This window comes from Stenotrophomonas sp. GD03877 (assembly GCF_029840555.1).
Lineage (GTDB): Bacteria > Pseudomonadota > Gammaproteobacteria > Xanthomonadales > Xanthomonadaceae > Stenotrophomonas > Stenotrophomonas geniculata.
Genome location: NZ_JAOCCT010000014.1, coordinates 40,256 through 66,870, shown reverse-complemented (window position 1 = coordinate 66,870; position 26,615 = coordinate 40,256). Strand labels below are relative to the sequence as shown.

Sequence of the window (26,615 nt, the reverse complement as noted above, 5' to 3'; positions counted from 1 at the left end):
ACCACGTTGATGCACAGCGCCATTCCTCATTGTGGCTACGAACGATCCAGCCAGTCCGGTGCGATGCCCTGTGCTTTCTGCCAGCGCCGCAGCAGGGTGGCGCGTGGCACGCGGTAGTGATCCTCCAGCACACGCACCTGGCGGATGCGGTCCAGCCTGAAATGCCGGAAGTCCTCGCGGCCTTCGCACCACGCCGCCAGCATCGGCACTTCGTCGAAATAGCCCAGCGCGAACGGCCAGACGATGCGCTCGCTGCGCTGGCCCTGCGCGTCTTCGTAGCCGAACTTCAATCGCTGCTGCGAACCCACGGCTTCACGCACGGCCTGCAGGCGCGCGGGGGGAACCTTGCTCCCAGCGCGCGAAGGGCCCACGCGCAGACCACTGTCACGCAGCGCTTCGCGGCGCGCCGCAGGCAACACATGCGCGATACGCGCCAGGGCGTCACGCGCAGCCTCGGCCAGCGCCGGCTCGGTGCGGGCGGCGACCCAGCGCAGGCCCAGCACCAGCGCATCGATCTCGGCCGGTGGCAGGGTCATGGGAGGCAAGGTATCGCTCGGTGCCAGCAGGTAGCCGACGCCGGCCTCGCCACGCAGGTCAGCGCCCTGCTCGCGCAGGGTTTCGATATCGCGGTACAGCGTGCGCAAGCTGATGCCCAGCGCGTCGGCCAGCGCCTGCCCCGCCACCGGACGTCGATGACGGCGCAGCAGCTGCAGCAACTGGGTCAGGCGCAGCGCACGTGACATCAGCCGACCAGCGCGCGCGATGCCACCACGTGCTCGCCCGGTTGCGGGGCCAGCGCGGCCTCGACCAGTGCCTTGGCGATCTCAGCGGCCGGATTGATCCGCCACGCCCGCGGCAGCACCGGCCCCAGCACGCCCAGCACCTTCAATGCGAGGCGCTCACCGCGGCGGACCTCGCTGCGCTCGCCCCCGATCAGCCCTGGGCGGACCAGGGTCAACGAATTGAAGCCCAACGCGCGAAGGTCGCGCTCCAGCTCGCCCTTCACCCGGCTGTAGAAGATCGACGACTGCGGGTTGGCACCGGCTGCGGAATTCAGCACATAGATCTGCGCACCCTGTGCCTGTGCGAGCCGCGCGAACGCCAGCGGGTAGTCATGATCGATGCGGTGGAAAGCCTCGCGGCTGCCAGCCTGGGCAATGGTGCTGCCCAGTGCGCAGATGACCGCATCCACTCGCGCCCACTCCGGTGCGGCCGGCAACGCATCGAAGGCCAGCACCGGGTTCTCCAGCTTCCCGAGAGTTACGCCCAACGGGCGGCGAGTGGGCGCCACGACGGCGCTGCAGCGTGGGTCGTCCAGCAGCCTGGACAGGGTCAGCCCGCCGACCAGCCCGGTCGCCCCCAGCAACATCACGCGCATCACCACCTCCACTGCGGCATTCTGTCGCCCATCGTAGCCGTTCAAGCCATCGGCAGCCGCGCCGATATGCTGGAACCAGTCCCTGCCAGCCCCAGGATTCGCTCCATGACGGACCAGCCCGACCACCGCCCTGCCCCCGGTACCGCCTTTGGGCCGCAGGCACGCGTGCGCGCGGTGGTGGACGATGGCCTGGGCGACCGCGTGGTGCTGCAGGGCGGCGGTGGCGTGGCCCTGCAGCAGCTGTTCGCAGGCGCCGACGCGCCGGAACCGCTGCTGGCGGCGTTCGCCAACGGCATGGCCACTCTGCCCGGCGAACTGGGCGACATGGGCGACCGCCTGCAATCGGCGCAGGCCAGCGCCGATTGGCCGCGCTACGGCCGCGCGATGCGGCAGTTGATCGACAAGTACATCCGCACCATCGAGCAGCATTCCCCGGACGGGCAGCCGCAAAGCCTGCGCCTGTCCGAGCAGCTGCGGCTGCTGCTGGGCGGTGCGGTGGTGGCCCTGCTGCAGCACGACCCGGATCTGCGCGAACAAGCGCAGGCCCTGGCCACGCGGCTGCGCCAGTGGCAGCCGGGTACCGCACTGGAGCCGATCGAACAGGGCGTGCGCGAACTCGGCCACCAGGTTGGCGTGCGCGCCGAAAGCTGGCAGGAGCAGCAGGCACTGCTGCTGGAGCTGTTCGCGCTGTTGCTGGAGAACGTGAGCGAGCTGCTGGACGACCGCAGCTGGCTGCAGGGCCAGATCGCGGCGGTGCGCCAGTTGCTGGACGGACCGCTGGAAGCTGAGGCGGTCGAGCGCACCCGCGCCGAACTGCGCGAAGTGATCTACAAGCAGGGACTGCTGCGCCAGGGCATCGACGATTCGAAGGCGGCGATGCGCGGGTTGATGGGCGAGTTCATCGAGCGCATGGATGGCATGGCCACCAGCACCGGTGAGTACCACGACCGCATCGGCAGCTACGCGCTGCAGCTGCGTGAGGCGCGCAGCATCGCCGACCTCAACCAGCTGCTGCAGGAGGTGATGCGCGATACCGGCAAGGTGCAGCAGCAGGCCGCGCAGGCCCGCGATCATCTGGCCAGCGCGCGACAGGAAGTAGAACGCGCAGAGCAGCGCATTGCCGAGCTGGAGCAGGAGCTGCGTGCTGCTGGTGACCTGGCGCGTATCGATCCGCTGACCCAGGCACTGAACCGCCGCGGCCTGGACGAACTGCTGCAGCGTGAGCTGGCGCGTGCCATGCGCAACAACTCGCCGCTGGGCGTGGCGGTGATCGATCTGGATGATTTCCACCTGACCAACGAGGCGCACGGTCACGCTGGTGGCGATGCTTTGCTGCAGCACCTGGTGGCCGTGTGCAAGCTGCTGCTGCGCGCCACCGACGGCATCGCACGGTTGGGCGGCGACGAGTTCGTTCTGGTACTGCCGGAAACCCAGGGCGCCGACAGCATGGCCACCGTGCAGCGCCTGCAACGTTCACTGGCGCACCGCGTGCTGACCGTGCAGGACCGGCGCGTGCCGGTGCATTTCAGCGCCGGGCTGGCGCAATGGCAGCCCGGTGACGATACCGAGACCCTGCTGCGCCGCGCCGATGACGCGCTGTATGCAGCCAAGCGGCAGGGCAAGAACCGGGTGCAGGCCGGGTAGTCCGCTCCGCCGGGCATGGCCCGGCGGCGGCGGTTGGTGGGTGCCGACCGTTGGTCGGCACGCCCTTCGCTTACTTCCCGCGCAGCTTCTGGAACCCGGTCACCGCCGCCAGCACGATGGCGCCGGCGATGATGCCGACCACCATGTTGGCCGCAGCACTGATCAGCCAGCCCCACTGCCCTTCACCGCCCAGCGCCTGCACCGCGTGGTGCAGCGCCGGCACGTTGTGCACCAGGATGCCGCCGCCGACCAGGAACATGGCGATGGTGCCAGCCACCGACAGGAACTTCATCAGCCACGGCGCCGACGCCACCAGGCCGCGACCGAAAGCGGCAATGGCTCCGCCCTTGCGCGAGAGGTACAGGCCGACGTCATCAAGCTTCACGATGCCCGCGACCAGCCCATAGACGAACACCGTCATCGCCAATGCAACCACGGCCAGCGTGACCACCTGGTTGGTGAACGACGCGGTGGCCACCACGCCCAGGGTCAGCACGATGATCTCGGCCGAGAGGATGAAGTCGGTGCGGATCGCGCCCTTCACCTTGTCCTTCTCCCACGCCACCATGTCCACCTGCGTATCGGCCAGCGCCTTGCGCCGTTCGGCCTGATGCTCGGCGTCGTCCTCGGCTGAGTGCAGGAAACGGTGCGCCAGCTTCTCCACGCCTTCGAAACAGAGGAAGGCACCACCGATCATCATCAGCGGCACGATCAGCGGCACGTTCCAGCCGCGGCTGTGCAGCCAGGCCTCCAGGGCGCTGATCGCCAGTGCTGCCGGTACCAGGATCACCTTGTTGACCAGCGAGCCCTTGGCCACCGCCCACACCACCGGCAGCTCGCGGTTGGCGTTGACCCCGGTCACCTGCTGCGCGTTCAGCGCCAGGTCGTCGCCCAGCACACCGGCGGTTTTCTTCGCCGCGACCTTGGTCAGGACCGAGACATCGTCGAGGAGGGTGGCGATATCGTCGAGCAGGGCGAACAGGCTGGCACCGGCCATGGGAAGTCCAGAGAGGGAATGAGCGGATTCTGACCGATACCGGGGCGGCTGCGGAAGCGGTCGGATTCACCGCGTGCCTACCGCCCCCCGGCGACACTGCGGAATCCGGACATTGCTGGCCAGCGGCCGGCACGACCGTCTTTGCCGCATGGGAGTTCCGCTTGAGCAATCCGCCCACCGCCAATGGCAATCCCCCGCTGGTCAAAGGCATGAACCGGCGCAGCCAGATCCTGCGCCTGTTGATGCGCTACCGCCATTCAGGCGTGTTTTCCGGCATGAACCTGGATGCCGCGGGCAATCCGGCCGACGTACCGGCAGATGGCAACCCGGAACAGTTCGTCAGTGACCTGGAAGCCTTGGGGCCCACCTTCGTCAAGCTGGGCCAGATGCTCTCTACCCGCCCGGACATGGTGCCGGTGGAGTTCGCCACGGCGCTGGAGCGCATGCAGGAGAAGGTGGCCGAGATTCCGGTCGAGCGCATCCATGCCATCGTCGAGCAGGAACTGGGCGCGCCGGTGAACAAGCTGTTCGCTGCGTTCGATCCCGAGCCACTGGGCTGCGCGTCGATCGCGCAGGTGCACCGCGCGGTGCTGCACGATGGCCGCCAGGTAGCAGTGAAGGTGCAGAAGCCTGAAGTCGCCGCACAGCTGCGCTCGGACCTGGAGGCGCTGCGCAGCTTCGCGCTGGCCGCCGACCACCTGACCCAGGTCGGCCGCCGCGTGCGCCTGCGCGACTGGCTCAACGAGTTCGCCAAGACCCTGATGCAGGAGCTGGACTACCACGCCGAGGCCGAGAACCTGGCCCGTTTCGGCCGCCACCTCAAGCCATTCCGCCGCCTGTGGATTCCGCAGCCGCTGTGGGATTACAGCAGCCAGCGCGTGCTGACCATGGAACTGGCCACCGGCGTGCGCGTGGATGCGATTCCCGATGTGCGCCGCACCGAGCAATCGATGGATCCGCTGGCGGCGGCACTGATCCGCGGCTACCTGGACCAGATCTTCGTGCATGGCGAGATCCACGCCGATCCGCATCCGGGCAACCTGCGGGTGATGCCCGATGGCCGGCTGGCGATCTTCGACCTGGGCATGGTCGCGCATATGCCACCGCGCCTGCGCGAGCGCCTGCTGAAGATCCTGTTCGCCGCGGTCGATGGCCGTGGCGAGGAAGTGGCCGACGACCTGATCAGCATCAGCACGCGGCTGGAGGCCTTCGACGAGGAACGTTATCTGCGCGAGACCGGCCAGTTGATCGCGCGTTACGCCGCCAGCGGCACGTTCTCCGAAGGCCGCGTGGTGCTGGACATGGTGCGCATCGCCACCGCCTGCGGGCTGCGCACGCCGCCGGAACTGAGCCTGCTGGGCAAGGCACTGCTCAACCTGGAAACCGTGTGCCGGTTGCTTGCACCAGAGCTGGAAACCCGCCGCATCGTCGAGCGCCAGCTGCAGCACGTGATGCGCGCACGCCTGAAGAAATCGCTGTCTGCCGCCAACCTCGCCAGCGAGGCGATGGAGCTGCAGCAGCTGCTGCGCGATGGGCCGCGCAAGCTGTCGGACATCATGGCCCTGCTGGCCGAAAACCGCCTGCAGATGAAGGTGACCGGCCTGGAAGAATCGCGGTTGATGGAGAACCTGCAGAAGATCGCCAACCGCGTAGCGGCCGGCATCATCAGCGCGGCGTTGATCATGGCCGCCGCGATGATGATGAAGATCGACACCGGTTGGCACCTGTTCGGCTACCCGCTCATTGCGCTGATCCTATTGTTCATCGGCGTGGTGCTCGGCCTTGGCATCGTAACCAGTGCATTGCTGTTCGACCGTCGCGCGCGCGCACGCGAAGAACGCGGGCATCGCTAGCGCATCGACGAAAACTCCCGCATTCATGCGGTTTTTAATGCAATCCAACGGAGCCTTTCACGCTCGTTTTACCTTCTGAGCGTGATTGCGCGCGCGTCATTTCAACAAACATTTCAGTCAGGTTCGTGCATGCACTATCGGGTCATCGGCCTGTCACATGCATGTGCTTGCGGCAGCGCCGGTCGGATGGACACGCGTCGGTACGACGTCCATCACCACCACCCCGTCACTGCCGAAGCTGCCTATGCTCTGGATACTGCTGCTGTCGTTGTTGCTGTTGTGCTGGTTGTTCCTCGCGTCCGACAAGTGGGTGTGGTGGAAGGCCGGTGCGTTCTCGCTGCTGCTGCTCACGCTCAGCGCGTGGTGGCTGATCGACAAGCTGTCCGGTGATGGGCTCAATGCCGCCACCCTGTACCACCTGGGCGCCGACATGGAAGGCGCCGGTGTCTCCGACTTCAAGGGCTATATCGCCGGCTTCATCGTGCTGGCGCTGGTCTCGCTGCTGCCGTTGTTCGCCACGCGGGTCAAGCGCTGGCGCCGGCCCGGCCACGGTGGCGCGTTGTTCGCCGGTTTCGCGGCCGTGTGGGTGGCCACGATCATGATCAGCCCGCTGGCCCGCGACGGCCAGCGCCTGTACCAGCAGCTGCGCCCGGTCGACTTCGCGCGCATCGCCCCCGAGTACCAGGTACCGACGCAGCCACTGCAGCGTCCGCGCAACATCGTCTGGATCTATGGCGAAAGCCTGGAGCGCACCTACCTGGATGAGAACGTGTTCCCGGGCCTGATGCCCAATCTCAACCGCCTGGCCACAAAGTCGCTGGACGTGCGCGGGCTGGCCTCGGCCGAAGGCAGCGGTTGGACCATCGCCGGCCTGGTGTCGTCGATGTGCGGCGTACCGCTGACCACCTCGCAGGGCGATGAGAACAGCATGGACCGCATGGGCAGCTTCCTGCCCAAGGCGGTATGCCTGGGCGACTACCTGAAGCAGCAGGGCTACACCAACCACTATCTGGGCGGTGCCAACGGCCAGTTCGCCGGCAAGGGCCAGTTCCTGGCCAGCCACGGTTTCGATGAAGTGCATGACCTGGCCTGGTTCAAGCAGCAGAAGAAGATTGGCCGCATCCACTACTCGGCCTGGGGCGTGCACGACGACGTGCTGCTGGACACCGCCTACCAGCGCTTCGAGCAGCTCTCGCGCGCCGGCTCGCCGTTCATGCTGACCACGCTGACCATGGATACCCATCACCCAGCCGGCCATCTGCCGGTGTCGTGCAAGGGCGAGCGCTACCAGAGCCAGTACGGCAACATCAACATGCTCAACGCGCTCAAGTGCAGTGACCGGCTGATCTCGCAGCTGGTGCAGCGCATCCAGGCCAGCCCGTACGGCAAGGACACACTGATCGTGATCGCCTCCGATCACCTGGCGATGCCCAACGATCTGACCCACATCCTGACCCGGCAGAAACGCGAGAACCTGCTGCTGTTCCTGGGCGATGGCATCGCCCCGCAGCAGCTCAGCGCCGACGCCGGCACCACCCTGGATTCGGGTGCGACCCTGCTCAGCCTGCTGGACCCGAACCTGAAGACGATGGGCTTTGGCCGTTCGCTGATCGATACCCAGCGCGCGCCCAGCGCCAGCGTGGCCACCCAGCGCGATGGCGGCCGCGATTACCCGCAGTACCTCGCCTTCGCCCGTTCGCTGTGGCTGGGCGAACCGACCCGCGAACTGAAGATCGACGGCGACGACCAGGTGGTGGTCGGCCTGCAGCACGTGCAGCCACCGGTGCTGCTCGAGTACGACAAGGACTGGGGTTTGAAGTCCGTGTATCTGGAAAACACCTCGCGCCAGTTCGATGATGCCAACCCGGACAACACCCTGGCCTATGTCGACCGTTGCACCGCGTTCGAGGACGGCTCGGCCGACGGTGACTGGTGCGCCCTGCTCGTCAACCGCGACAACGGCATCAAGCTGTACCGCGACAACGACCTGCGTGGCGGCATTGCCGTGGATGCGCCGCTGGACGCCTTCCAGGGCCCGCGCCCGAGCGTGCGCCAGGCACACATGATCACCCAGAAGGGCCGTCGTACCCGCGCCGGCCAGTACATGCTGCAGCTGGTGGCGAGTACGCGCCCGGATCGTGGTTTCTGGATCGAAGCGGTGTCGTCGCAGCGCAAGGTGGTGCTGGCCCAGCAGTGGGTGCAGCCCGATGCCAACGGCAAGATCAACGTGTCGTTCGGGCTGGATCACGAAGTGGACGATCTGGAGATCCGCGCGTGGTTGAACCACGCCGAGAAGCTGGCAGTGGATACGTTCGCACTGGTGCCCTCGCGCAGCCGACCGCGCGGGTAGGGTTCTTTGCAGGGCTGCGCCCTGCACCCGCTACAAGCCGGGGCAACGGCAACAGCAACAGCGTGCATTCCGTGGGATGGCGGGGCGGTGTCGGAGTGCGGGGACGCCGTAAATCCGTCCCTGGAGGCTTGGCAGCCGCATCCATGCGGCTGACACCCCGCACTCCGACACCGCCCCGCCTCTGACAGATTCCTGCGGCTGTCGGTAGGTGTCGACCTTGGTCGACACAATCTGTCAGATATCGAAAATCAAAATGGGGTCAGATCCGTTTTCCTACGGAAAACGGATCTGACCCCAAAAGCAATTCCAACAGATCGCGGAAATCTGTCGAAGGCGGGGTGGGGCCGGTTGCGGGAGTGTCCGCGGCATGGATGCCGCGGCCAAGCCCCCAAGGATGGGTTTACGGCGTCTCCCGCAACCGGACCCACCCCGCCAATCCTCGGAATGCCAGCTTTTGCTGTTGCTCTTGCGGTTGACGTTGCTTCGGCGGGTGCAGGGCGCAGCCCTGCAGAACACCCCCTACTCCTGCGGATCGCGGGTGATGTGGATGTCGGTCGGGGTCGACAGCGGAATGTTCCGCTCCGCCAGGATCTGCAGCAGGCTGAAATACAGATCGCTGCGGGTGGCATACACCTGCCGCGGGCTGGCTACGTACGCGAAGCTGTTGATGGTGATCTGGCCACCGGCAATGCTGTCGATGTAGACCGTCGGTGCCGGCTGATTCAGCACGTTGGTGTGCGCGGTGTACGCATCCAGCAGCGCCTGCCGCAGGTTGCCGACGTCGGTACTGGGCGGCACCGCGAACTGGATCTGGATGCGGCCCTGGTTGTTGCCCATCGTCATGTTGCGCACGGTCTTGGTGACCAGCTCGGAGTTGGGCACGATCAGCGTCGACTTGTCGCCCACCTGGATCTCGGTCGAACGCAGGCTGATGCGGCGGATGTCGCCCTCCTGGTCACCCAGCTTCACCCAGTCGCCGATCTTCACCGGCCGCTCGGCCAGCAGGATCAGGCCGGAGACGAAGTTCTGGGTGATCACCTGCAGGCCGAAACCAATACCCACCGACAGCGCGCTGACCAGCAGGGCCAGCTTGCTCAGCTGCAGCCCCATCGCGCTCAGCGCCCAGATCACCGCGATGATGATGCCGACGTAACGGGCGACGGTGCTGACCGAATTGCGTGCGCCCAGATCCAGTTCGGTCTTGGGCAGGTAGGTGTCGGTCAGCCAGCGCTGTACCAGCTGGGTAACGGCCAGGCCAGCCAGCAGCACCAGCACCGCCAGCACGATGCGCACCGGCTCCAGCTTGGTTCCGCCAATGTCGAATCCAGACGTGAACAGCGAGGAGAAGCGCTCCACCACCGCGCCGATGTTGCCGAACGGTGCCACCAGCGCCAGCAGCGCGATCAGTACGACGATGGTGCGCAACGCCGCCGACAGCAGCACGCCGGCCTGCTCCAGGCGCGACACGCTCAGGCCGGTGCTGAGCAGGATGGTCTGGCCCACCTTGCTGTCCGCGTTGAGCATCCACGTGCTCAGGTCATCAACGAACTTGAACAGCAGGGTCGCTGCCAGCACCACGATGCTGCCGCCGATCAGCTGCTGGTTCACGAACTTGGCGAAGTTCAGGTAGCCCAGCAACGTCGCGACGATGGCGGCCACCACCGCGACGTTGCCCGCCACGCGTGCCAATACCAGCCAGCTGCTGCGGCGCACCGGCGTGGCCGCGCCCACGCCATCGGCCTGTGCCTCCAGCTTGGCCTCGGCCTCGGCGGTCTGCCGGCGATGCAGGCGTGCCAGGGTCACCAGCATGGCCATGATCAGGCCCAGGTAGGTCAGGGCAATCAGGCCATCCAGCGCCACCGTGGTGACATCGCTGGTGCGCGTGGCCTGGTCGAGGGCCATCAGCACCGTGCTCAGCCAGGCCAGCGCCGCCGCGCCCCACGCGTACTTGCGCAGCTTCAGCGCGGCGGTGTCGTCCAGGTTCAACAGCCGCCATGACGGGCGCTTGGGCACCAGCATGCAGGCGCTGAGTGCAGCGATGAAGGCGGCGCGGAAGGTGGCCGTCTCCAGGCCGTCGGCCACCACCTGCAGGCGCGGCGCGATGGCATCGATGGCGTCCAGCGCCGCCATCAGCACCACCACGGCATAGCCGGGCAGCAACGTGCCGACCAGCAACAACCACATGGCCAGGCCGGAACGGCGCAGGCGTCCATCAGGCGCACGATCGGACGCGGCGAACTGCCGCCCCAAGCGGCGCAGCCACAGCCGCAGCGGGAACATCATCACCAGCGCGGCGATCAGGCCCAGCAACGGCGTGCCCCAGCCATTGGCCCGGACGCCGGCAACGAACGTATCGCGCCCCTGCTCGGCCAACGGCGCGACGCGTGCGATATCGATGGGCAGGCGCTCGGCCACCTTGCTCCACAGTGCCGGAGACAACGGCGAGGCGACCTTCTTCCCCATGTCTTCGGCGCGCTGCGCAGTGCGCTGCTGGTCGATGTCGGCTGCCAGCTGCTGGGCACGCACGGCACTGGTCTTGGCCTGCGCCACCGATGCGGCCAGGCCGTCGCGCTGCTTGTTGATCGTGCGCCGTTGCGCCGCCAGTTCGGGCGGCTCGGTGGTGCCCTCGGCAGGCGTGCCCAGCTGCGCTAGCTGTTCGTCGAGACGGTCCAGCTGCGGCTGCAGCGACTTCTCCAGCGCCTCGGCGTCACGCCGGGCCTTCGAAGCGTCCTCGGACAGCATGGCCAATGTTTCGATGGCCGCGGCATCACCACGCTTGCGGTCGACTTCCTTCAGCTTCGCATCGATATCCGCCAGCTGCTGCTTCGGCGTGGGGTCTTCATCCTGTGCCAGCACCGGCGCGGACAGCAGGAGGGCGGTGCACAGCATCAGGACCCACCAGGGGCCCCGTGCACGGATCGATCGCAGGAAAGAAGACACGCCAGCCACACCGGTTCGCGCGGACCACCGCGCCTGCGCGCGACTATACGGCACAGGCGGTAAAGGGCGGATGGGCGACGCGCAGCAATATCAGTACTTCAGGCGCAGCTCTTCCACGGTCGGCTGCTGCAGCGCGTACCAGTCCTGGAACTCTTCCTCGGTGATCTCATCGGGCGCGTACACCGCCACCGGATGCCAGTCGTGGTCGGTCGGCAGCGGCTGGCGCGGCCCGGCACGCAGGCTGTAGGACACGCCTTCGTAGTCGACCAGATCATCGACCTGCGGCCACTGTTCGCGTGCGAACGCGGATTCACTCTTCAACAGGATCACCTGGTACATCGGCACCTCCACTTCGGTTGGATCAGGAAAACACGGCGCTGGCGGCAGCATACCGCCGCACCGGTGACAACGGGCACGCCGCAGCAGCGACGGAACGTTCTGGACACGGCCATCGCCCCGGCTTCACCCGCCCATGGCAAGGCCATCGGCATCGTGGAGGCCCCCCCCCTGCCACGACCGCCGATGACCGAGCACCCGCCGCTGAAGACCGTTGCCGACCTCAAGCTGCCCCGCTACCTAGGCACCTGGTACGAGATCGCACGCCTGCCAATGCGCCATGAACCGGAAGGCTGCACCGACGTGTCGGCGCACTACACCCTGCTCGACAACGGCAACGTCGGTGTCACCAACCGCTGCCGCATGGACGGCGAGATCGAAGAGGCCACCGGCGAGGCCTGCGCGATCGACAACGACAGCGCGCGCCTGGAGGTCAGTTTCCTGCCCAAGGGCCTGCGCTGGCTGCCGTTCGCCAAGGGCGACTACTGGGTGATCCAGGTCGCCCCGGACTACAGCGTCGCGCTGGTCGGCAGCCCGGACCGCAAGTACCTGTGGCTGCTGGCCCGCGAACCGCAGCTGGACGCCACCGTGCAGGACCATTATCTGGCGTCCGCGCGCCTGCAGGGCTTCGATCTGTCCGAACTGATCCAGACCCCGCATACCGGCCAGCCCACGGCCTGATCTACGGGCAATGGTGGACGCCAACCGACTCCGCCCATGACGTTATCCCCCATCGCGACATTCATCAGCAGCAGGCAAACTTCTGGTTTAACCAGTCCCCGAGAGACATGGAAGAGCAGTCATGGAATATCACCTGACAGAGGGACAGCTCAATGGCCCGGCTGAAATGTCGGCCATTGCTGATCTGTCAGCCCGCGTGGGAGTGGCACTTCCCGAGAGTTACCTTGAATTCCTTAGGGCGCACAACGGTGGCGAAGGATTTATTGGCGACAACTACATTGTCTTCTGGAAAGCGGAAGAGGTGGTCGCCTTCAATCGTGAGTATGAAGTTGAATCATACGCGCCGGGCATATTCCTGTTCGCGTCGGACGGCGGCGGGGAGGGATTTGGATTCGACACACTGGACGCAGCAATGCCGGTAGTGCGGATTCCATTCATTGGCATGGAACGTCAGTACGCCCTCCCGGTAGCGCGCGACCTCCCCGACCTGTTTGCTCGACTGCTTGCAGATCAGCCTGAGGACGAGCATGAAATCAATCCGGCAGGCTGACCCATGGACCTGAAGAGTGGCTACCCGTGGTGGGCGGTTCGCAATGGCCTGATCCACGCCTTCCCGCCGCTGCAGCAGGACCTGCGCTGCGACGTGCTGGTGGTCGGCGGCGGCATCACCGGCGCGCTGATTGCCGACGAACTGTCCCGGCATGGCCACGACGTGGCGGTGATCGAGCAGCGCGACATCGGCTGGGGCAGCACGGCCGCGAGCACCGCGCTGCTGCAGTACGAGATCGATACCCATCTGCTGGAACTGGCCCAGCGCTACGGCCAGGACGCCGCCGCGCTTGCCTACCGTGCGTGTGCCGAGGCCATTCCGGCCCTGGGCGACGTGGCGCGCGGGTTGAAGGATGTGGATTTCCAGCGCATGGACAGCCTGTACCTGGCCAGCCGCCATCGCGACGTGCCGCGCCTGATGGCCGAGGGCGATGCCCGTCGCGGCATCGGCCTGGATGCCCGCTGGCTGGGCCCGGAGGCACTGCGGGAACGTTTCGACGTTGAGGCCGGCGGCGCCCTGCTGACCCGGCAGGCGGCCCGGGTTGATCCATATCGGCTGACCTATGCGCTACTGCAGCGCGTGCGCCGGCGCGGCGGCCACGTGCATGACCGCACCGTACTGCACAGCCTCGATGCCACCGCGCGCGGGGTGACCGCCCGTACCGAAGCCGGTGCCACGGTCCGCGCACGCCACGTCGTGCTGGCCATGGGCTATGCCAACCAGCGCTGGCTCGATCAACGCGTCGCCCGCAACCGCAGCAGCTATGCCTTCATCACCGACCCCATCGATGCGGACGTGCTGGGCCGGCTGCGCAACACGATGGTCTGGGAGAGCGCACGCCCATACCTGTACCTGCGCGCCACCGGCGACCGGCGCCTGCTGGTGGGTGGACTGGACGATGCCATCGACATCCCGGCCCGCCGCGACCGGCGCGTGCAGCGCAAGGCCGACCAGCTGATGAAGCAGCTGCAGCATTGGTTCCCACGGCTGGACCCGGTACCGGCGTTTTCCTGGGCCGGCACCTTCGCCGAAACGGCGGACGGCCTGCCTTTCTTCGGCCCGCACGATCAGTGGGGCCCGCGGGTGCACTTCGCCATGGCCTACGGCGGCAACGGCATCACCTATTCAATGATCGGCGCGCAGCTGCTGCGCGCCCGGATCGAGCGGCGCACGCATGCGCTGGAGGGGCTGTTCGGGTTCGGCCGGTTGTAGCCTGCAGCCAGGCATGGCCTGGCTCTACCGTAAGCGGGCGCCGACAGGCATCATTCAAGCAACCCCTGCTAGCGTCGGCCTGTACCGCCGCGTGTTGCGTGGCCACCTGTCCGCTGGAGCGCCGTCATGATCCGCCCCCTGACCCTGCTGCTGTGCCTGGCCCTGCCGGAAACCGTGCTGGCCCAGTCCGCCGCAGGTGCCACCGCGCCGCAGGCGGCCGGCCTGGACCTGACGCTGCCTCAGGCGCCGATGCGCTACCTCAACGACCCAGCCCTGCAGCAGGACCCGCCGGGCACGTACTACGGCGACAAGAGCGGCCCGCGCGTGCACGACGACGCGAAGATCGCCGACGTCACCGACGACAAGGTCAAGGTGTCCGGCAGCTTCACCACCGGCATCGGCTATTCCAAGAACGGTGGCAACAGCCACTACAACGCCGCCACGCTGAACCTGAGCAAGAACTACACCACCGATGAAGGCAAGACCCACGGGGTCAACGTCAACATCCACGTGAGCGAAGGCAAGGGACCGGGCTTCTTCGGTCCGTATGGCGGCTATTACGGCCGCGGCCCGGGCTATTGGGACTACCCGCCGCCGTACGGCTGGTAAGCCAGCTCCTGTAGAGCCGAGCCCATGCTCGGCTACGGTTGGCCGCAAAGCCGAGCATGGGCTCGGCTCTACATGGGCAAACGTCAATCCAGCCAGCCATCGCGCTCGCTGTGCAGGATGCGGCCGTCATAACCGCTCAGGCGCACGTCCACCTTCTGGTTGCGTGCATTGCGGGCCTCCAGCGACCAGGTCGCACCATCGCGTTCCAGCGAATGGATCTCGCGCAGGCCATGCGCCTGTGCCCGTGCCAGCACCTGCTCGGTGGTCAGCAGCGCGCGGCCGCTGTGCTCGTCGAAGATCTCGCCGGTCTTCGGGTCCACGTAGACCTCGCTGAAGCGGCCATCGGCGCGGCTCACGTCGGCCTCCCACAGGCCATCATCGCGCTCGATCTCGTGGATCTGGGTGTAGCCGGCCTTGCGCAGGGTCTGTTCAACCTGGGCCATGCCCAGCGGCGCGGCCTGTACGGCCGGCGCGACGGTCAGCAGGGCAACAGTGGCGAGGGTGAGCGACTTCAACATGGGGGTTCTCCTGTTCGTGTTCGTGGCCGGACCATCCCGGCAACGCCACAATGCACCCCGTGGTTAACAGCGCCTTAGCCGGCACTGTTAGCCAGCTGTTAGTCACCCCCGGCACACTCACGCCTGTTCCTACAGCCCTCCCTGCGCCCCGATGCTCTCCACCCTGCCCCTGCTGCTGGCCCTGGCCAACGCTCCTACCGCCGCCGCGCCCGTCCAGGACCCGGCGCAGCAGGTCGCGCGCCGTGCCGTGCAGCAGGGCCGCTACGTGCCATTGGAAAGCGTGGTGCGCGATGCACTCAAGCGCTTTCCGGGGCAGCTGCTGGAAGTGGAGCTGGATGACGGCGTCTACGAAGTGGAGATCCTGCGCGGCGACGGCGTGGTGGTGGAGCTGGACTATGATGCGCGCAGCGGAAAGCTGCTGAAGACGGAGCTCGACGACTGATGCGCATCCTGTTGGCCGAAGATGATGCCGCACTGGCACAGCGCCTGGTGCCCCTGCTGGAACAGGCCGGCTACGTGGTGCACGTGGTCGCCGATGGCCGTCAGGCCGAGGAGATCGGCCAGATCGAGGACCTGCAGGCGGCCATCGTTGACCTCGGCCTGCCCGGCCTGGACGGATTGAGCGTGATCGAGCGCTGGCGCGGCAATGGCCGCAGCTTTCCGGTGCTGGTGCTGACCGCACGCGGGCGCTGGCACGACAAGCTGGCCGGCTTTGATGCCGGTGCCGACGACTACCTGACCAAACCGTTCCAGGCCGACGAACTGGTGCTGCGCATGCGCGCCCTGATCCGCCGCAGCCATGGCCATGCCAGCCCGCGCCTGCACTGCGGGCCGCTGCAGCTGGACGTCAACGCCGGCCGCTTCGAACTGGACGGACAGCCGCTGGCGCTAAGCCCGCAGGAGTTCCGCCTGCTCAGTTACTTCATCCACCACAGCGGCCAGGTGATCGGCCGCGACCGCTTGGGCGAACAGGTGTTCGAGGGCGGGTTGGATCCCGACTCCAACGCGCTGGATGTGCTGCTGGGGCGCGTGCGCCGCAAGCTCGGCATCGATCTGATCCAGACCGTGCGCGGCCAGGGTTGGCGGCTGGCGGCACCGTGACGCGCCAGCCCTCGCTGCGGCGGCGGCTGCTGCTGGCCGGCGGCGTTGGCCTGCTGCTGGTCTCGCTGCTGGCCAGTGCATTGCTGGGCGAACTGTTCAAGCGCAGCGCGCGTGATCGGCTGGACCACGAACTGCAGCAGGACATGCTGACCCTGGTCGCGCAGATGGAAGTCACCCCCGACCACCAGCTGCAGCTGCGCCAGGAACCGAACGATGCGCGCTTCCAGCGCGTGTTCTCCGGTGCGTACTGGCAGATCGCCGGTGCCGATGGCCGCGTGCTGCTGCAGTCGCGTTCGCTGTGGGATGAAACGCTTCCCGCTGCGGTCACCGGTCCGGCCACGCGCAACCTGACCGGTCCGTTGCAGCAATCGCTGCGCGCACGCGTGCAGCAGGTGCGCCTGCCGCGCGCCAGTGAACCGTTCGTGGCGGTGGTTGCCACCGACCGCAGCGCGCTGGATGCCGATGTTGCCGCGTTCCGAAAGCGCACCGCCATCGCCCTGGGCGTGCTGGTCGCGGCGTGGCTGGCGGTACTGGCCAGCCAGGTGCACTTCGGATTGCGTCCGCTACATCGCCTCGGTGCACAGCTGGAACGGGTGCGCCGCGGCGACGCGCAGCGCATCGAGACGCAGGAACTGGGCGCCGAAGTCGCACCGCTGGGTGAAGAACTCAATGCGCTGCTGGACCACCAGCAACGCATGGTCGCGCGCGCGCGGACCAGCGCACAGGATCTGGCGCATGCGCTGAAGACCCCACTGAGCGTATTGGCCACCGAGGCTGACAGCGACGGCACGCATTGGCGTACCACCGTGCGCGAGCAGAGCACCCGCATGCAGGCCAGTGTTGACCGTTACCTGGCGGCAGGGTTGGCCGCAGACCATCGCCAGCGCAGCGACGTTGCGACTGTCGCGCAGGCGCTATGCCGGTTGATGGCACGCGTGCATGGCGAACGCGGCATTGCGTTCACGGCCGCAGGTATCGATCCAGCGTTGCAGTTCGCCGGTGCCAGTGCGGATCTGGAAGAGATGCTGGGCAACCTGCTGGACAACGCCGGGCGGTGGGCGCGACAGCAGGTAGACATCACTGCGGACATCAGCGACGGACAGCTACGCATCGAAGTACGCGACGACGGCCCGGGCTTGGCCGCGGAGTCACTGTCACAGGTCACCCAGCGCGGTGTGCGGCTGGATGAGCGCGAGGGCAGCAGCGGGCTGGGCCTGGCAATCGTGGGCGATATCGCCGCTAGTTATGGCGGGCGCGTGGCGCTGGAGAATGCGCAGCCGGGCCTGCGCGCGACGTTGTGGTTGCCCGTGGCGTGACGCACCGCTGCGCTCGCCGGGCGCCGCCCGGCGCTACCGGTTCACCCGCACCCGGTAGGTGTCGACCTTGGTCGACACGCATCAAGCATCAACGGTGGTGCATCCACCAGCAATCAATCGCGTCCAGCACGATGTGGATGATCAAACCGATGCCTACCAACCGCGTCTTCTTCGGCACGCACAGCCCAGCATAGACCGCGATGGCCGGTGCGGCGTGCAGCGGGTGGAAACCGATGCTGCAGCGGTTCGGTGCGTAGATCGGGTCGGCTAGCAGGTGGTCCAGATCGATGATCCAGCCCAGCAGCATCAGCAACCACGCCGAGGCGAAGCGCTTGCGCCAGAACAGCCATGCCAGCAGGGCTGGCACGGCGGCATGCAGGAACAGGTGGAAGATCGCGCGGGCGCTCATGGTGACCGGTAGCGCCGGGCCATGCCCGGCGTTCCCGTAATCATCAGACCAGCGGTTCGTCGGACAGGTAGGTGTAACCGGTCAGGCCGACTTCCAGTGCCTCCGACAGCTCCTGCGCGCGTTCCGGCGACAGCTGGGCCTCGGCCACCCGCTGCGCGTAGGTCGCGCGCAGCTCATCCAGGCGGTAGCCCACGTAGTCCAGCATCACGTCGGTGGTGTCGCCGCGGCGCTGCTGGGTGATGGCGTAGCCATCGGCGTCGGCCAGCACTTCCACCGCGTCGGTATCGCCGAACAGGTTGTGGATGTCGCCCAGGATTTCCTGGTAGGCGCCGACCATGAAGAAGCCGATGCGGTAGCTCTCGCCCGGCTTCATCTTGTGCAGCGGCAGCGAGCTGTCCAGGCTCTCGTTCTCGACATAGGTTTCCACCATGCCGTCCGAGTCGCAGGTCATGTCGGCGATGATGCCGCGGCGGTCCGGGGTTTCGTCCAGGCGCTCGATGGGCACGATCGGGAACACCTGGTCGATCGCCCACACGTCCGGGATCGATTCGAACACGCTGAAGTTGACGAAGTACTTGTCGACCAGGCGCTCGTTCAGTTCGTCCAGCACCGGGCGATGGCTCTTCTCGTCGTAGCTCAGGCGCGCACGCACGCCATGGGCGATGGCGTAGAACAGATCGTCGATGCGCGCACGCTGCGGCAGGTCGATCTGGCCCAGCGCGTAGCTGGCCAGGCCTTCGGCATGGAAATGCTGCGCTTCCTGGAACAGCTCCACCGCCGGGCGCACGTCCAGTTCGTCGTGGATCTCGCGCAGGTGGCGGATCGCCGCCGGCTCGTCATCGTGCTGGTCCGGCACGCGGCCTTCCTGCGCCTCTTCCACTTCCGACACGTTGGCGATCAGTACCGCGTGGTGCGCAGTCATCGCGCGGCCGCACTCGGTCACGATGCGCGGCGGGGTCAGGCCGAACTCTTCGCAGGCATTGGCCAGCGGCTGCACGATGTTGCTGGCGTAGGAATGCAGCCCGTAGTTGATCGAGCAGAAGCTGCGCGAGCGGGTGCCTTCATAGTCCACGCCCAGGCCACCACCCACGTCGACGTGGGTGATCTTCGCGCCCAGGCGCGACAGCTCCACGAAGTAGCGGGTGGCTTCGCGCATGCCGTTGGCGATGTCGCGCACGTTGGAGATCTGCGAGCCCATATGGAAGTGCAGCAGGTTCAGGCAGTCGGCGTACTCGGTGTCACGCAGCGACTTCCACAGGTCCAGCAGCTGGCGCGGCGACAGGCCGAACTTGGCCTTGTCGCCACCGCTGTTCTGCCACTTGCCGGCGCCCAGCGAGGCCAGGCGCATGCGCACGCCCAGGCCCGGCTTCACGTCCAGCGCCTTGGACTCTTCCAGCACCAGCTTCAGCTCGGACGGCTTCTCGATGACGATGAAGGTCTGCAGGCCCAGCTTGCGGCCGATCAGGGCCAGGCGGATGTACTCGCGGTCCTTGTAGCCATTGCAGACGATCAGGCCACCCGGACGCGACAGCGCCAGCACGGCCATCAGCTCGGGCTTGCTGCCCGCTTCCAGGCCGAAGCCCTCGCCGTGGTGGCTGGCCAGGGTACCGGCCACGCCACGGGTCTGGTTGACCTTGATCGGGTACACGGCGGTGTAGCCGCCGCTGTACTCCCAGTCCTGCTGGGCCTGGCCGAAGGCCGCCTGCAGCTTGCCCAGGCGCTGGCCGAGGATGTCCGGGAAGCGCACCAGCAGCGGCAGCTTGGCACCCGCCGCGCGCGCAGCATCGACCACCTTGGGCAGCGACACCACCGGGCCGTCCGCCCCGGTCGGTCTCACCACCATGTGCCCGGCCTGATCCACGTCGAAGTAACCGTCCGCCCAATGCGGGATCGAGTAGGTCTTGCGGGCTTGGTCGAGGGACCAATCGGTCATTTCAGTCGGCCTTGTTGGCAATAAAAGGGGGGGGCATGATAACGCCTATATGCCCACAGGTTCGTTATCATGCGCGCCCGCGCCCGTGACAGGTTTCAACCTGAACGGGCCGATCCGTCCGGATGTGGCATCTGTGCCACGCGGCCCCGCCCGCCAGCCCGGCTCCACCCCTCCGAACAGGACTGTTTTCCAATGACTGACAGCAACAACTGGTACATCGAACACTTCGAGCGCACCGGCTCGGCCATCGGCTACCGCATCACCGGCAAGCTGGACGAGGTGCAGTCGCCGTTCCAGAAGATCGAGATCTTCCAGACCACCGACTGGGGCAACCTGATGACCATCGACGGGGCCATCATGCTGACCAGCAAGGACAACTTCTTCTACCACGAGATGATCAGCCACCCGGTGCTGTTCACCCACGCCGCGCCCAAGCGCGTGGTGATCATCGGTGGCGGCGACTGCGGCACCCTGCGCGAAGTGCTCAAGCACAAGGGCGTGGAGAGCGTGACCCAGTGCGATATCGACGAGCAGGTCACCGTGATGGCGCGCAAGCACTTCCCGGAACTGTGCGATTCCAACGACGACGCCCGCGCCGAGCTGCTGTTCGACGACGGCGTGGCCTACATGGCCAACTGCCCGGCCGGCAGCGTGGACGTGGTGATCGTGGACTCGACCGACCCGGTCGGCCCCGGCGAAGGCCTGTTCAACAAGGCCTTCTACGAGAGCTGCTTCAAGGCCCTGAAGGACGACGGCATCCTGGTGCAGCAGTCCGAGTCGCCGCTGATGCAGCTCGAGCTGATCAACGAAATGCGCACCGAGATGGGCAAGGCCGGCTTCGGTTCGTTCAAGACCCTGCCGTTCCCGCAGCCGTGCTACCCCACCGGCTGGTGGAGCGTGACCATGGCGCGCAAGGGCGACAGCAGCTTCGACTTCCGCCAGGCCGACTCGGCCGCCAAGACCTTCAACACCCTGTACTACACCGCCGCGCTACACACCGGCGTGCTGGTGACCCCGCCGTTCGTGCAGGCGGCACTGAAGGGTTGATCCAAACAAAAACCCGCGCTGGCGACAGCGCGGGTTTTTGCTTTCTGTAGAGCCGAGCCATGCTCGGCTGCTCTTCGGACAGGTTGCGATAAATCAAGCCGAGCATAGGCTCGGCTCTACAGTCACAGCGCCCAGATACCTGCAATCACCGCCACCACCAGGCCCCACTTGATCACCTGGTAGGCCACCACGCTGCGCTCGCGCAGCGCTTTGGCCTTCAGGCGCACCTTGTAGACGCTGCCGAACGCCTTGTTGACGCCACCGGTCGGGTCACCCGGCAGGTTCGGCGAGGCACCACCGGCCAGCAGCGTGGCCGCCACCGCACGGTTGAACAGGCCCGGCAGGCCGAAGCGCAGCGGGCGGGCGATGTCGCAGAACAGGATCACCCGGTCATCGGGCGTCTCGTTGTGCGCATGGTGGATGTAGGTCTCGTCGAACATCATCCACTCGCCATCGCGCCAGCTCTTCTTGATGCCGTCCACTTCGATGTAGCAGCCGTCGTTGTTCGGCGTGGCCAGGCCCAGGTGCAGGCGCAGCGAACCGGCGAACGGATCGCGGTGCGGACGCAGTTCGCTGCCCGACGGCAGCTGCGCGAACATCGCCGCGCGCACGTCCGGCAGCGACTCCAGCAACGCCGTGGTCTTCGGGCACATCGCCTTCGCCGACGGGTGCGACGGGCCGTACCACTTCAGGTAGAAGCGCTTCCAGCCACGGCGGAAGAACGAATTGAAGCCGGCATCGTTGAACGTGCTGGAGGCCGCGATCTTCTGTGCATCGCGCAGCGCCAGCGCCTCGTCGCGGATCATCTGCCAGTTCTGGCGCAGCGGCTCCAGCTGCGGGAACTCCTTGGCCGGGTCCAGGAACGGCGTGGTCGGCACCTTCGAGAACATGTACATGACCACGTTGATCGGGGCCATGAAACTGGAGTGGTCCAGCAGCTGGCGCGACCAGCGCGCGCGAACCTTGCCACGGAAGTGGATGTACAGCACGCAGGCGACGAACAGCGCTGCAATGACGATTTTGATGATCAAAACACTTTCCTCCAGCCGCAGCCGGAACGGGAAACAGGGCGATGCACGGCCAAGCGGCCAGCACCGGTGGGGACCGCGGCAGGGAACGGGGACGTGCCAGGAAGGGGCGGCCGCCGATGTCGCGAATTAACAGCTTATGGTCGGCAGGCCGTGCGTCGGGGTCAAGCCGGACGTGCGTGACGTTCAGCGGGCCGCGGATGAACGAAGCGACGCGACGCCCAACCTATTGATTCTGAAAGAACCAAAGACGAAGTGAGACGGAATTGTCCGATCGGGTGCGACGAACTGTTCCAGCCACGACCCCGACATTTCTCCGACAAATCGTGGAATAGCGAACTGGCGAGTACTAAAATTAACGAAAACTTAGTAACTCCCTGTAACACCGGTTCGCTTGACGCTTTGCGCCACCCACCGGGTCGACCGAGACCCCGACATGCATCTCCCTGCCCTGCCCCCCTCCTCCTGCGGCGAAGACGCCGCCACCCCGCTGCTGCTCAAGCGCGGCGAACGCTTCCTGGCCCCCGACGTCTATCGCACCTGCCTGGACGGGCGCGAGGCGGTCATCAAGGACTACTCCCGCTACCGCGGCACCCCCGTTTCACTGATCGCGCGGCTGATGGTGCGCCGTGAGGCCCGCATGCTGCATCGCCTGGGCGGCTGGAAGCATGCCCCCGCGCTGCTTGGCACCCTGGGTGGCCTGGCACTGGGCATGGAGTTCATTCCCGGCCAGACCCTGAGCACCGCGCAGGCCGTGGGCAATGAAGTGTTCGAGCAGCTGCAGCACGCGCTCAGCCGTTTGCATGCCGCCGGCATCACCCACAACGACCTGCATGGCACCAACGTGGTGGTCAGCGGCGGCGTGCCGGTGCTGCTGGACTTCACCTCCGCCTGGCGCGCCCCGCGCTGGCTGCGCCGCAACCCGCTCAGCCGGCAGATGCGCCGCAGCGACATGAAGAACCTGCTGAAGATCCGCCAGCGCATGACCGGGCAGGCCCCGAGTGCCGCGCAGGCCGCGCTGGTAGCCGACCCCGGCTGGGTCGCTGCCGTGCGCCGGGGCTGGAAGCGGTTCTACAAGTGGGCCAAGCGCCGGTAGGGGTCGAGCTCGCTCGACCGCTTTACCGCTCTTTGTAGAGCCGAGCCCGCGCTCGGCTGCTGTTCCTGCATCGCGCGAAATGCAGCCGAGCATAGGCTCGGCTCTACAACATCCCGCCGAACGGGTTACAACGCGTCCGCGTCCAGCTCACCGGTACGAATACGCACCACACTGCCCAGGTCGTACACGAACACCTTGCCGTCGCCAATCTTGCCGGTGCCCGCCGCCTTCACGATGGCCTCAACCACGGCCTCCACCTGGTCATCGGTCACCGCCACTTCCAGCTTCACCTTCGGCAGGAAATCGACCACATACTCCGCGCCGCGGTACAGCTCGGTATGGCCCTTCTGGCGACCAAAGCCCTTCACTTCCGTCACCGTGATGCCGGTAACCCCACGCTCGGCCAGTGCTTCGCGCACGTCGTCGAGCTTGAACGGCTTGATCACCGCCATGACCATCTTCATCGTCTATCTCCTGTCTTCCGGCGTGGAGGATAGCGCCTGAACGCGCCCGGTGCGAAACAGCCCACGCCTGTGCGGGCGACCGGCCCAGCAGTATCCTTGTGGCCTGCACGGCCCGCCCGCACCACGGAGTACCCCCATGATCGACCTGAACCAACTGGATGACCTTGCCCGTCGCTTGAGCGACCTGGTGCCGCCGGGCCTGCGCGAATCGCGCGAGGAACTGCAGGCTACCTTCAAGAGCGCGTTGCAGGCGGGTCTGGCCAAGCTGGACCTGGTCACCCGCGAGGAGTTCGAAGTGCAGCGCGCCGTGCTGCTGAAGACCCGCGAAAAGCTGGATGCGCTGGAAACCGCCGTGCGCGAGCTGGAAGGGCGCGGCACCGCAGAATGAAAAAAGGAGGCGCACTGCGCCTCCCGTTTACAGATTATTTCCCGGATGGGGCCTTGCAGCAAGGCCCACCGGGCGCCCTAGACTCGCCGGCCTGTCGATCCGGCAGCACAGAGAGGGGCAGCAGCGATGACGCAGGACACCGAATGGACACCCGTTTCGCATGACACCTGCGACCAGGTCGCCGGGCCGTTCTATCACGGCACCCGCGCTGACCTGGCGGTGGGCGAGCTGCTGAGCGCGGGCTTCAGGTCCAACTATCGCGACAGCGTGGTGATGAACCACATCTACTTCACCACGATTGCCAAGGGCGCCGGGCTGGCTGCGGAGATGGCCAAGGGTGAGGGGCGGCCGCGTGTGTATTTGGTGGAGCCGACCGGGCCGTTTGAAGACGACCCGAATGTGACCAACAAGAAGTTTCCGGGGAACCCGACGCGGTCGTATCGCAGTGCGCAGCCGTTGCGGGTGGTTGGGGAGATTGTGGAGTGGGAGCTGTATGACGCGGAGTTCGTCCGGCAGTTGAAGGCGTTTGTTGCTTCGGGGAGTGGAGAGATCATCAATTGAGGGAAGGAGAGACACGTGCTTTGGCCGACGGAGGATCAACGCAGCAGATCGTCGAACGATGTCCGCTCCCGGCCAAGAGCGGACTCTCGCAGTGCCTCGAACAGACCCAACCACAAATTTTCCTGGCCTGGAACGAAGTATCGGGCCGGCACTACTTGAACATCTCCAACAGATCCTTGTCTTCATGCCGCTGCTCCCACGTGGAGAGAAAACAGAAGCTCACACCACTTCGCATGGCAGTCTTCTGGAACCCGGCCAGTTCTTCCTTCGTGACCGGGTACTCAACCGGATCAAAGTGCAGAATCCCCCACGGCTTGACGAGAGAGAACCCAGGCAGGAGTTCCGAGAAGATCGCCTTGAGCAGGGGCCGGATACTCGAAAAGTCCTTGATCGGGCCCGCGCGATTGCCAAGGGCATGACACTGACGACGGATGGTCCTGTCTCCACCCACCACGCGCGCAATGAAGTGGTCCTGGTGCACTCGAACGTAGATCAGCTGACGGCGAAAAATCCTCATCCCCTTCTCAGCCCCACACACTCAATGGTCGTCCATGTGCCTGCACGCCCGCCCATCAATACGTCGGCTCCGCCTTCAGCACGCTTGAATCCCTTCGCAGCAGATACAGCGCAACCAGGAACGGCCACAGCGAGTTGATAGACGAGAACACGCGCTGGGTCAGCCCCCTGAACCCTTCCGGATCCGCTCCCACCACGTTCAACCAGAGATAGACGATGCTCGCGATGCTCACCATAGCGGTCACGGCGTACGCCCTTCGGTTGGCAGACCACGCACTCAGTTCGATGTGCGACATCGCCGGTGCAATGATGTTTGCGATGCCAATGGTGTAGAAGCCGTGCATCGGATGGCCCATGGGCCAGAGCCCGTTGGTCAGCATGGAGATGCCAAAGATCATCCAGCAGATCGCGCCTACGGCAATCCGGCGGCCGGACTCCCGCCATACCCCGATGGCAAACGCCACGAAGCCCACGCCGCAGCCGATGGGGGCAATCCTGGCGCAGATGCTTGCAAGCGTTGGTGCCTGCAGCAGTTCGCTGGCGTGCTGTGCAAGCGGGTTGTAGCCCGGCGCGAACAGGGCGGCAACGCTGGTCCAGAACAGGAACCACGGAAGCGGGACCAGACCCGCAGACAGAAGAAGTCGATTGCGGCGTAACACGTACAGTGATCCTTGTATTGGCCTGCGCCAGTGGGTGAAATCCGTTCAAACGCTACAAGACCGTCCTGCTGCGGGCAGAGCAGCCCCGCGTGACTACAGCGGTAGTCAGATTGCGCGCGGCACTCGGTAGGTTCAATAGGCAGGAAGTCATTTAAACCATCCAGCCGGTGTCGCAGCGGTTCGGTTGCATGAGCGATCACACATGCCCGATGGGCGGGTGCTGTCGCATTTGCCGCGCCTTACATCTCTGGCAGAAGGTTCTGACGACTCCGTTCCAGAAGCGCCGCTGCGCCAAGCACGCCAAGGCTCTCGCCGCTTTCCTCGCTATGCGACAATGCCAAAAGCGTCTCGGGTTTTGGCGGCATTGCCCCCTCCCCCTTGGCATTCCCAACTACGTCAGGCAACTCTGGTATCGCCACCGAAAACGGGTGGCCGGGCCTCGAAAACCCGAGCTATTAGGATGTTGTTTGCACTTGCCAGCCGGCATCACCTTGCGTGGTGTCGGCTGGCATTCCGTCTGCCAGCTATGGCGGGCGGGGCGTGGGGGCCTTGTGCCCGCCGGTTTCTTCCTAATAGCCCGGTTTTCGAGCCACGCTCTGCCCGCCACCTTTATCGGTGGCGGCGTCCGCCTGCATGCACGGAACCCGCCATGACCACACCGCACTCCCCGCCCCCGCGCCCGATCCAGGAAGCGCCGTCACCCGCGCCCGCGCTGGACCCCAACAGCCTCATCGCCATCCTGCACGCCATCGGTGCGGGCGCTGCGGCCGACGGCCAGCCCTGGCCCGAGCGGCACCACCTGCGCAGCCGGCAGATGGCGTTGTCCGACGCCGACTGCGCGCTCACCGGCCAGCGCATCGTGCAGGAGATCCTGCTGGCGGCCGAGCGCACGCGCCAGAACGGCGAGCCCGAACAGTACGTGGGCGACCGGGTGATGGAGGGGCTGGTGATGGCCGATCTCGCGCTGACCGCCTTCATCCACGAGCGGATGCGACCCAAGGACTGAGCGCGCTTATGGCGCGAACCTTT

General features: G+C 66.2%; 27 protein-coding genes. 15 read left to right on the top strand and 12 right to left on the bottom strand.

All coding sequences use genetic code 11. The features are described 5' to 3' along the window. Positions 1-35 precede the first annotated feature (35 nt). Both N5D20_RS12310 and N5D20_RS12305 read right to left on the bottom strand, forming a co-directional pair. Positions 36-743 (bottom strand): YafY family protein, encoded by a 708-nt coding sequence (locus N5D20_RS12310; protein WP_197579076.1) that lies wholly within the window; start codon positions 741-743, stop codon positions 36-38. Continuing rightward, entirely contained in the window at positions 743-1,378 is a 636-nt protein-coding gene (locus N5D20_RS12305) for an NAD-dependent dehydratase (RefSeq protein ID WP_197579075.1), read from the bottom strand. The genes N5D20_RS12310 and N5D20_RS12305 overlap by 1 nt, the downstream gene beginning before the upstream one ends. A 105-nt stretch (positions 1,379-1,483) precedes the next feature. On the opposite strand from N5D20_RS12305, the gene N5D20_RS12300 reads away from it, so the two are divergent. After that, positions 1,484-3,022, top strand: a complete 1,539-nt coding sequence (locus tag N5D20_RS12300) for a GGDEF domain-containing protein (protein WP_197579074.1) — start codon at positions 1,484-1,486, stop codon at positions 3,020-3,022. Positions 3,023-3,092: 70 nt separating this feature from the next. On the opposite strand, the gene N5D20_RS12295 is transcribed toward N5D20_RS12300, so the two are convergent. Then, positions 3,093-4,019, bottom strand: coding sequence for a DUF808 domain-containing protein (locus N5D20_RS12295; protein WP_010482694.1), 927 nt, complete (start codon positions 4,017-4,019; stop codon positions 3,093-3,095). A gap of 161 nt (positions 4,020-4,180) precedes the next feature. On the opposite strand from N5D20_RS12295, the gene N5D20_RS12290 reads away from it, so the two are divergent. Both N5D20_RS12290 and N5D20_RS12285 read left to right on the top strand, forming a co-directional pair. After that, positions 4,181-5,872 carry an AarF/UbiB family protein gene (locus N5D20_RS12290; protein WP_043399423.1) on the top strand — a complete coding sequence of 564 codons (1,692 nt, stop codon included), beginning with the start codon at positions 4,181-4,183 and terminating at the stop codon, positions 5,870-5,872. 244 nt (positions 5,873-6,116) lie between these two features. Next, positions 6,117-8,222, top strand: coding sequence for a phosphoglycerol transferase I (locus N5D20_RS12285; protein WP_197579073.1), 2,106 nt, complete (start codon positions 6,117-6,119; stop codon positions 8,220-8,222). 519 nt (positions 8,223-8,741) lie between these two features. Here N5D20_RS12285 and N5D20_RS12280 read toward each other — a convergent pair. Further along, the gene (locus tag N5D20_RS12280) at positions 8,742-11,111 is read right to left on the bottom strand and encodes a DUF3772 domain-containing protein (protein ID WP_126560840.1); all 2,370 of its coding nucleotides are present in this window, start codon (positions 11,109-11,111) and stop codon (positions 8,742-8,744) included. Between the two features lie 141 nt (positions 11,112-11,252). Further along, on the bottom strand, positions 11,253-11,501 hold the full coding sequence (locus N5D20_RS12275) for a hypothetical protein (protein WP_006474562.1): 249 nt from the start codon (positions 11,499-11,501) through the stop codon (positions 11,253-11,255). Positions 11,502-11,684: 183 nt separating this feature from the next. Here N5D20_RS12275 and N5D20_RS12270 point away from each other — a divergent pair, with 183 nt between their 5' ends. The 4 genes from N5D20_RS12270 to N5D20_RS12255 all read left to right on the top strand — a co-directional run bounded on the left by N5D20_RS12270 (position 11,685) and on the right by N5D20_RS12255 (position 14,550). Continuing rightward, positions 11,685-12,179 carry a lipocalin family protein gene (locus N5D20_RS12270; protein ID WP_019336294.1) on the top strand — a complete coding sequence of 165 codons (495 nt, stop codon included), beginning with the start codon at positions 11,685-11,687 and terminating at the stop codon, positions 12,177-12,179. Positions 12,180-12,300: 121 nt separating this feature from the next. Continuing rightward, complete coding sequence (locus N5D20_RS12265; protein ID WP_191863443.1) at positions 12,301-12,729, top strand: SMI1/KNR4 family protein; 429 nt, start codon at positions 12,301-12,303, stop codon at positions 12,727-12,729. 3 nt (positions 12,730-12,732) lie between these two features. After that, a complete protein-coding gene (locus N5D20_RS12260) occupies positions 12,733-13,941 on the top strand; it encodes an FAD-dependent oxidoreductase (RefSeq protein WP_197578230.1) in 1,209 nt (402 codons plus the stop codon). 126 nt (positions 13,942-14,067) lie between these two features. Continuing rightward, entirely contained in the window at positions 14,068-14,550 is a 483-nt protein-coding gene (locus N5D20_RS12255; protein WP_197578229.1) for a hypothetical protein, read from the top strand. Positions 14,551-14,633: 83 nt separating this feature from the next. On the opposite strand, the gene N5D20_RS12250 is transcribed toward N5D20_RS12255, so the two are convergent. Further along, positions 14,634-15,068, bottom strand: a complete 435-nt coding sequence (locus tag N5D20_RS12250; RefSeq protein ID WP_043401290.1) for a PepSY domain-containing protein — start codon at positions 15,066-15,068, stop codon at positions 14,634-14,636. Between the two features lie 151 nt (positions 15,069-15,219). Here N5D20_RS12250 and N5D20_RS12245 point away from each other — a divergent pair, with 151 nt between their 5' ends. From N5D20_RS12245 to N5D20_RS12235, 3 genes are read left to right on the top strand one after another with little or no spacing between them, the layout of a single operon-like run. After that, a complete protein-coding gene (locus N5D20_RS12245; protein ID WP_010482069.1) occupies positions 15,220-15,510 on the top strand; it encodes a PepSY domain-containing protein in 291 nt (96 codons plus the stop codon). Continuing rightward, positions 15,510-16,169, top strand: coding sequence for a response regulator transcription factor (locus tag N5D20_RS12240; protein WP_010482071.1), 660 nt, complete (start codon positions 15,510-15,512; stop codon positions 16,167-16,169). Before N5D20_RS12245 ends, N5D20_RS12240 begins: the two co-directional genes overlap by 1 nt. Further along, positions 16,166-17,485 (top strand): HAMP domain-containing sensor histidine kinase, encoded by a 1,320-nt coding sequence (locus tag N5D20_RS12235; RefSeq protein WP_197578228.1) that lies wholly within the window; start codon positions 16,166-16,168, stop codon positions 17,483-17,485. Before N5D20_RS12240 ends, N5D20_RS12235 begins: the two co-directional genes overlap by 4 nt. A gap of 88 nt (positions 17,486-17,573) precedes the next feature. Here the strand turns inward: N5D20_RS12235 and N5D20_RS12230 are convergent, their stop codons facing one another. Both N5D20_RS12230 and speA read right to left on the bottom strand, forming a co-directional pair. Then, positions 17,574-17,894, bottom strand: coding sequence for a DUF6122 family protein (locus N5D20_RS12230; protein ID WP_049412018.1), 321 nt, complete (start codon positions 17,892-17,894; stop codon positions 17,574-17,576). Between the two features lie 43 nt (positions 17,895-17,937). Further along, positions 17,938-19,827 (bottom strand): arginine decarboxylase, encoded by a 1,890-nt coding sequence (gene speA, locus N5D20_RS12225; protein ID WP_197578227.1) that lies wholly within the window; start codon positions 19,825-19,827, stop codon positions 17,938-17,940. Between the two features lie 192 nt (positions 19,828-20,019). Here speA and speE point away from each other — a divergent pair, with 192 nt between their 5' ends. Beyond that, the gene (gene speE / locus N5D20_RS12220; RefSeq protein WP_103282140.1) at positions 20,020-20,874 is read left to right on the top strand and encodes a polyamine aminopropyltransferase; all 855 of its coding nucleotides are present in this window, start codon (positions 20,020-20,022) and stop codon (positions 20,872-20,874) included. A gap of 122 nt (positions 20,875-20,996) precedes the next feature. Here the strand turns inward: speE and N5D20_RS12215 are convergent, their stop codons facing one another. Beyond that, a complete protein-coding gene (locus tag N5D20_RS12215; protein ID WP_029550749.1) occupies positions 20,997-21,902 on the bottom strand; it encodes an aspartyl/asparaginyl beta-hydroxylase domain-containing protein in 906 nt (301 codons plus the stop codon). 436 nt (positions 21,903-22,338) lie between these two features. On the opposite strand from N5D20_RS12215, the gene N5D20_RS12210 reads away from it, so the two are divergent. Further along, a complete protein-coding gene (locus tag N5D20_RS12210) occupies positions 22,339-22,998 on the top strand; it encodes an RIO1 family regulatory kinase/ATPase (RefSeq protein ID WP_197578224.1) in 660 nt (219 codons plus the stop codon). 125 nt (positions 22,999-23,123) lie between these two features. Here N5D20_RS12210 and N5D20_RS12205 read toward each other — a convergent pair whose 3' ends face one another. Continuing rightward, a complete protein-coding gene (locus N5D20_RS12205) occupies positions 23,124-23,462 on the bottom strand; it encodes a P-II family nitrogen regulator (protein ID WP_005411374.1) in 339 nt (112 codons plus the stop codon). Positions 23,463-23,598: 136 nt separating this feature from the next. Here N5D20_RS12205 and N5D20_RS12200 point away from each other — a divergent pair, with 136 nt between their 5' ends. After that, the gene (locus N5D20_RS12200; protein ID WP_010482078.1) at positions 23,599-23,850 is read left to right on the top strand and encodes an accessory factor UbiK family protein; all 252 of its coding nucleotides are present in this window, start codon (positions 23,599-23,601) and stop codon (positions 23,848-23,850) included. Between the two features lie 126 nt (positions 23,851-23,976). Next, positions 23,977-24,411 (top strand): NAD(+)--rifampin ADP-ribosyltransferase, encoded by a 435-nt coding sequence (gene arr, locus N5D20_RS12195; RefSeq protein ID WP_197578223.1) that lies wholly within the window; start codon positions 23,977-23,979, stop codon positions 24,409-24,411. A 151-nt stretch (positions 24,412-24,562) separates the two neighbouring features. Here the strand turns inward: arr and N5D20_RS12190 are convergent, their stop codons facing one another. Both N5D20_RS12190 and N5D20_RS12185 read right to left on the bottom strand, forming a co-directional pair. After that, the gene (locus N5D20_RS12190; RefSeq protein WP_197578222.1) at positions 24,563-24,928 is read right to left on the bottom strand and encodes a hypothetical protein; all 366 of its coding nucleotides are present in this window, start codon (positions 24,926-24,928) and stop codon (positions 24,563-24,565) included. 55 nt (positions 24,929-24,983) lie between these two features. Beyond that, positions 24,984-25,586: a DUF998 domain-containing protein gene (locus N5D20_RS12185; protein WP_197578221.1), complete on the bottom strand. Its 603-nt coding sequence runs from the start codon at positions 25,584-25,586 to the stop codon at positions 24,984-24,986. Positions 25,587-26,235: 649 nt separating this feature from the next. Between N5D20_RS12185 and N5D20_RS12180 the strand changes: the two genes are divergently transcribed. Beyond that, entirely contained in the window at positions 26,236-26,592 is a 357-nt protein-coding gene (locus tag N5D20_RS12180; RefSeq protein WP_021201939.1) for a hypothetical protein, read from the top strand. Positions 26,593-26,615 lie beyond the last annotated feature (23 nt).

Bases quoted from the DNA above. Each gene is read 5' to 3' on its own strand.
- N5D20_RS12210 (WP_197578224.1), top strand. From the start codon at position 22,339: ATGCATCTCCCTGCCCTGCCCCCCTCCTCCTGCGGCGAAGACGCCGCC.
- N5D20_RS12300 (WP_197579074.1), top strand. From the start codon at position 1,484: ATGACGGACCAGCCCGACCACCGCCCTGCCCCCGGTACCGCCTTTGGG.
- N5D20_RS12270 (WP_019336294.1), top strand. From the start codon at position 11,685: ATGACCGAGCACCCGCCGCTGAAGACCGTTGCCGACCTCAAGCTGCCC.
- speA (WP_197578227.1), bottom strand. From the start codon at position 19,827: ATGACCGATTGGTCCCTCGACCAAGCCCGCAAGACCTACTCGATCCCG.
- N5D20_RS12205 (WP_005411374.1), bottom strand. From the start codon at position 23,462: ATGAAGATGGTCATGGCGGTGATCAAGCCGTTCAAGCTCGACGACGTG.
- N5D20_RS12200 (WP_010482078.1), top strand. From the start codon at position 23,599: ATGATCGACCTGAACCAACTGGATGACCTTGCCCGTCGCTTGAGCGAC.
- arr (WP_197578223.1), top strand. From the start codon at position 23,977: ATGACGCAGGACACCGAATGGACACCCGTTTCGCATGACACCTGCGAC.
- N5D20_RS12180 (WP_021201939.1), top strand. From the start codon at position 26,236: ATGACCACACCGCACTCCCCGCCCCCGCGCCCGATCCAGGAAGCGCCG.
- N5D20_RS12280 (WP_126560840.1), bottom strand. From the start codon at position 11,111: ATGCTGTGCACCGCCCTCCTGCTGTCCGCGCCGGTGCTGGCACAGGAT.
- N5D20_RS12230 (WP_049412018.1), bottom strand. From the start codon at position 17,894: ATGAGCGCCCGCGCGATCTTCCACCTGTTCCTGCATGCCGCCGTGCCA.
- speE (WP_103282140.1), top strand. From the start codon at position 20,020: ATGACTGACAGCAACAACTGGTACATCGAACACTTCGAGCGCACCGGC.
- N5D20_RS12295 (WP_010482694.1), bottom strand. From the start codon at position 4,019: ATGGCCGGTGCCAGCCTGTTCGCCCTGCTCGACGATATCGCCACCCTC.
- N5D20_RS12310 (WP_197579076.1), bottom strand. From the start codon at position 743: ATGTCACGTGCGCTGCGCCTGACCCAGTTGCTGCAGCTGCTGCGCCGT.
- N5D20_RS12245 (WP_010482069.1), top strand. From the start codon at position 15,220: ATGCTCTCCACCCTGCCCCTGCTGCTGGCCCTGGCCAACGCTCCTACC.
- N5D20_RS12305 (WP_197579075.1), bottom strand. From the start codon at position 1,378: ATGCGCGTGATGTTGCTGGGGGCGACCGGGCTGGTCGGCGGGCTGACC.
- N5D20_RS12260 (WP_197578230.1), top strand. From the start codon at position 12,733: ATGGACCTGAAGAGTGGCTACCCGTGGTGGGCGGTTCGCAATGGCCTG.
- N5D20_RS12255 (WP_197578229.1), top strand. From the start codon at position 14,068: ATGATCCGCCCCCTGACCCTGCTGCTGTGCCTGGCCCTGCCGGAAACC.
- N5D20_RS12265 (WP_191863443.1), top strand. From the start codon at position 12,301: ATGGAATATCACCTGACAGAGGGACAGCTCAATGGCCCGGCTGAAATG.
- N5D20_RS12190 (WP_197578222.1), bottom strand. From the start codon at position 24,928: ATGAGGATTTTTCGCCGTCAGCTGATCTACGTTCGAGTGCACCAGGAC.
- N5D20_RS12250 (WP_043401290.1), bottom strand. From the start codon at position 15,068: ATGTTGAAGTCGCTCACCCTCGCCACTGTTGCCCTGCTGACCGTCGCG.
- N5D20_RS12285 (WP_197579073.1), top strand. From the start codon at position 6,117: ATGCTCTGGATACTGCTGCTGTCGTTGTTGCTGTTGTGCTGGTTGTTC.
- N5D20_RS12275 (WP_006474562.1), bottom strand. From the start codon at position 11,501: ATGTACCAGGTGATCCTGTTGAAGAGTGAATCCGCGTTCGCACGCGAA.
- N5D20_RS12240 (WP_010482071.1), top strand. From the start codon at position 15,510: ATGCGCATCCTGTTGGCCGAAGATGATGCCGCACTGGCACAGCGCCTG.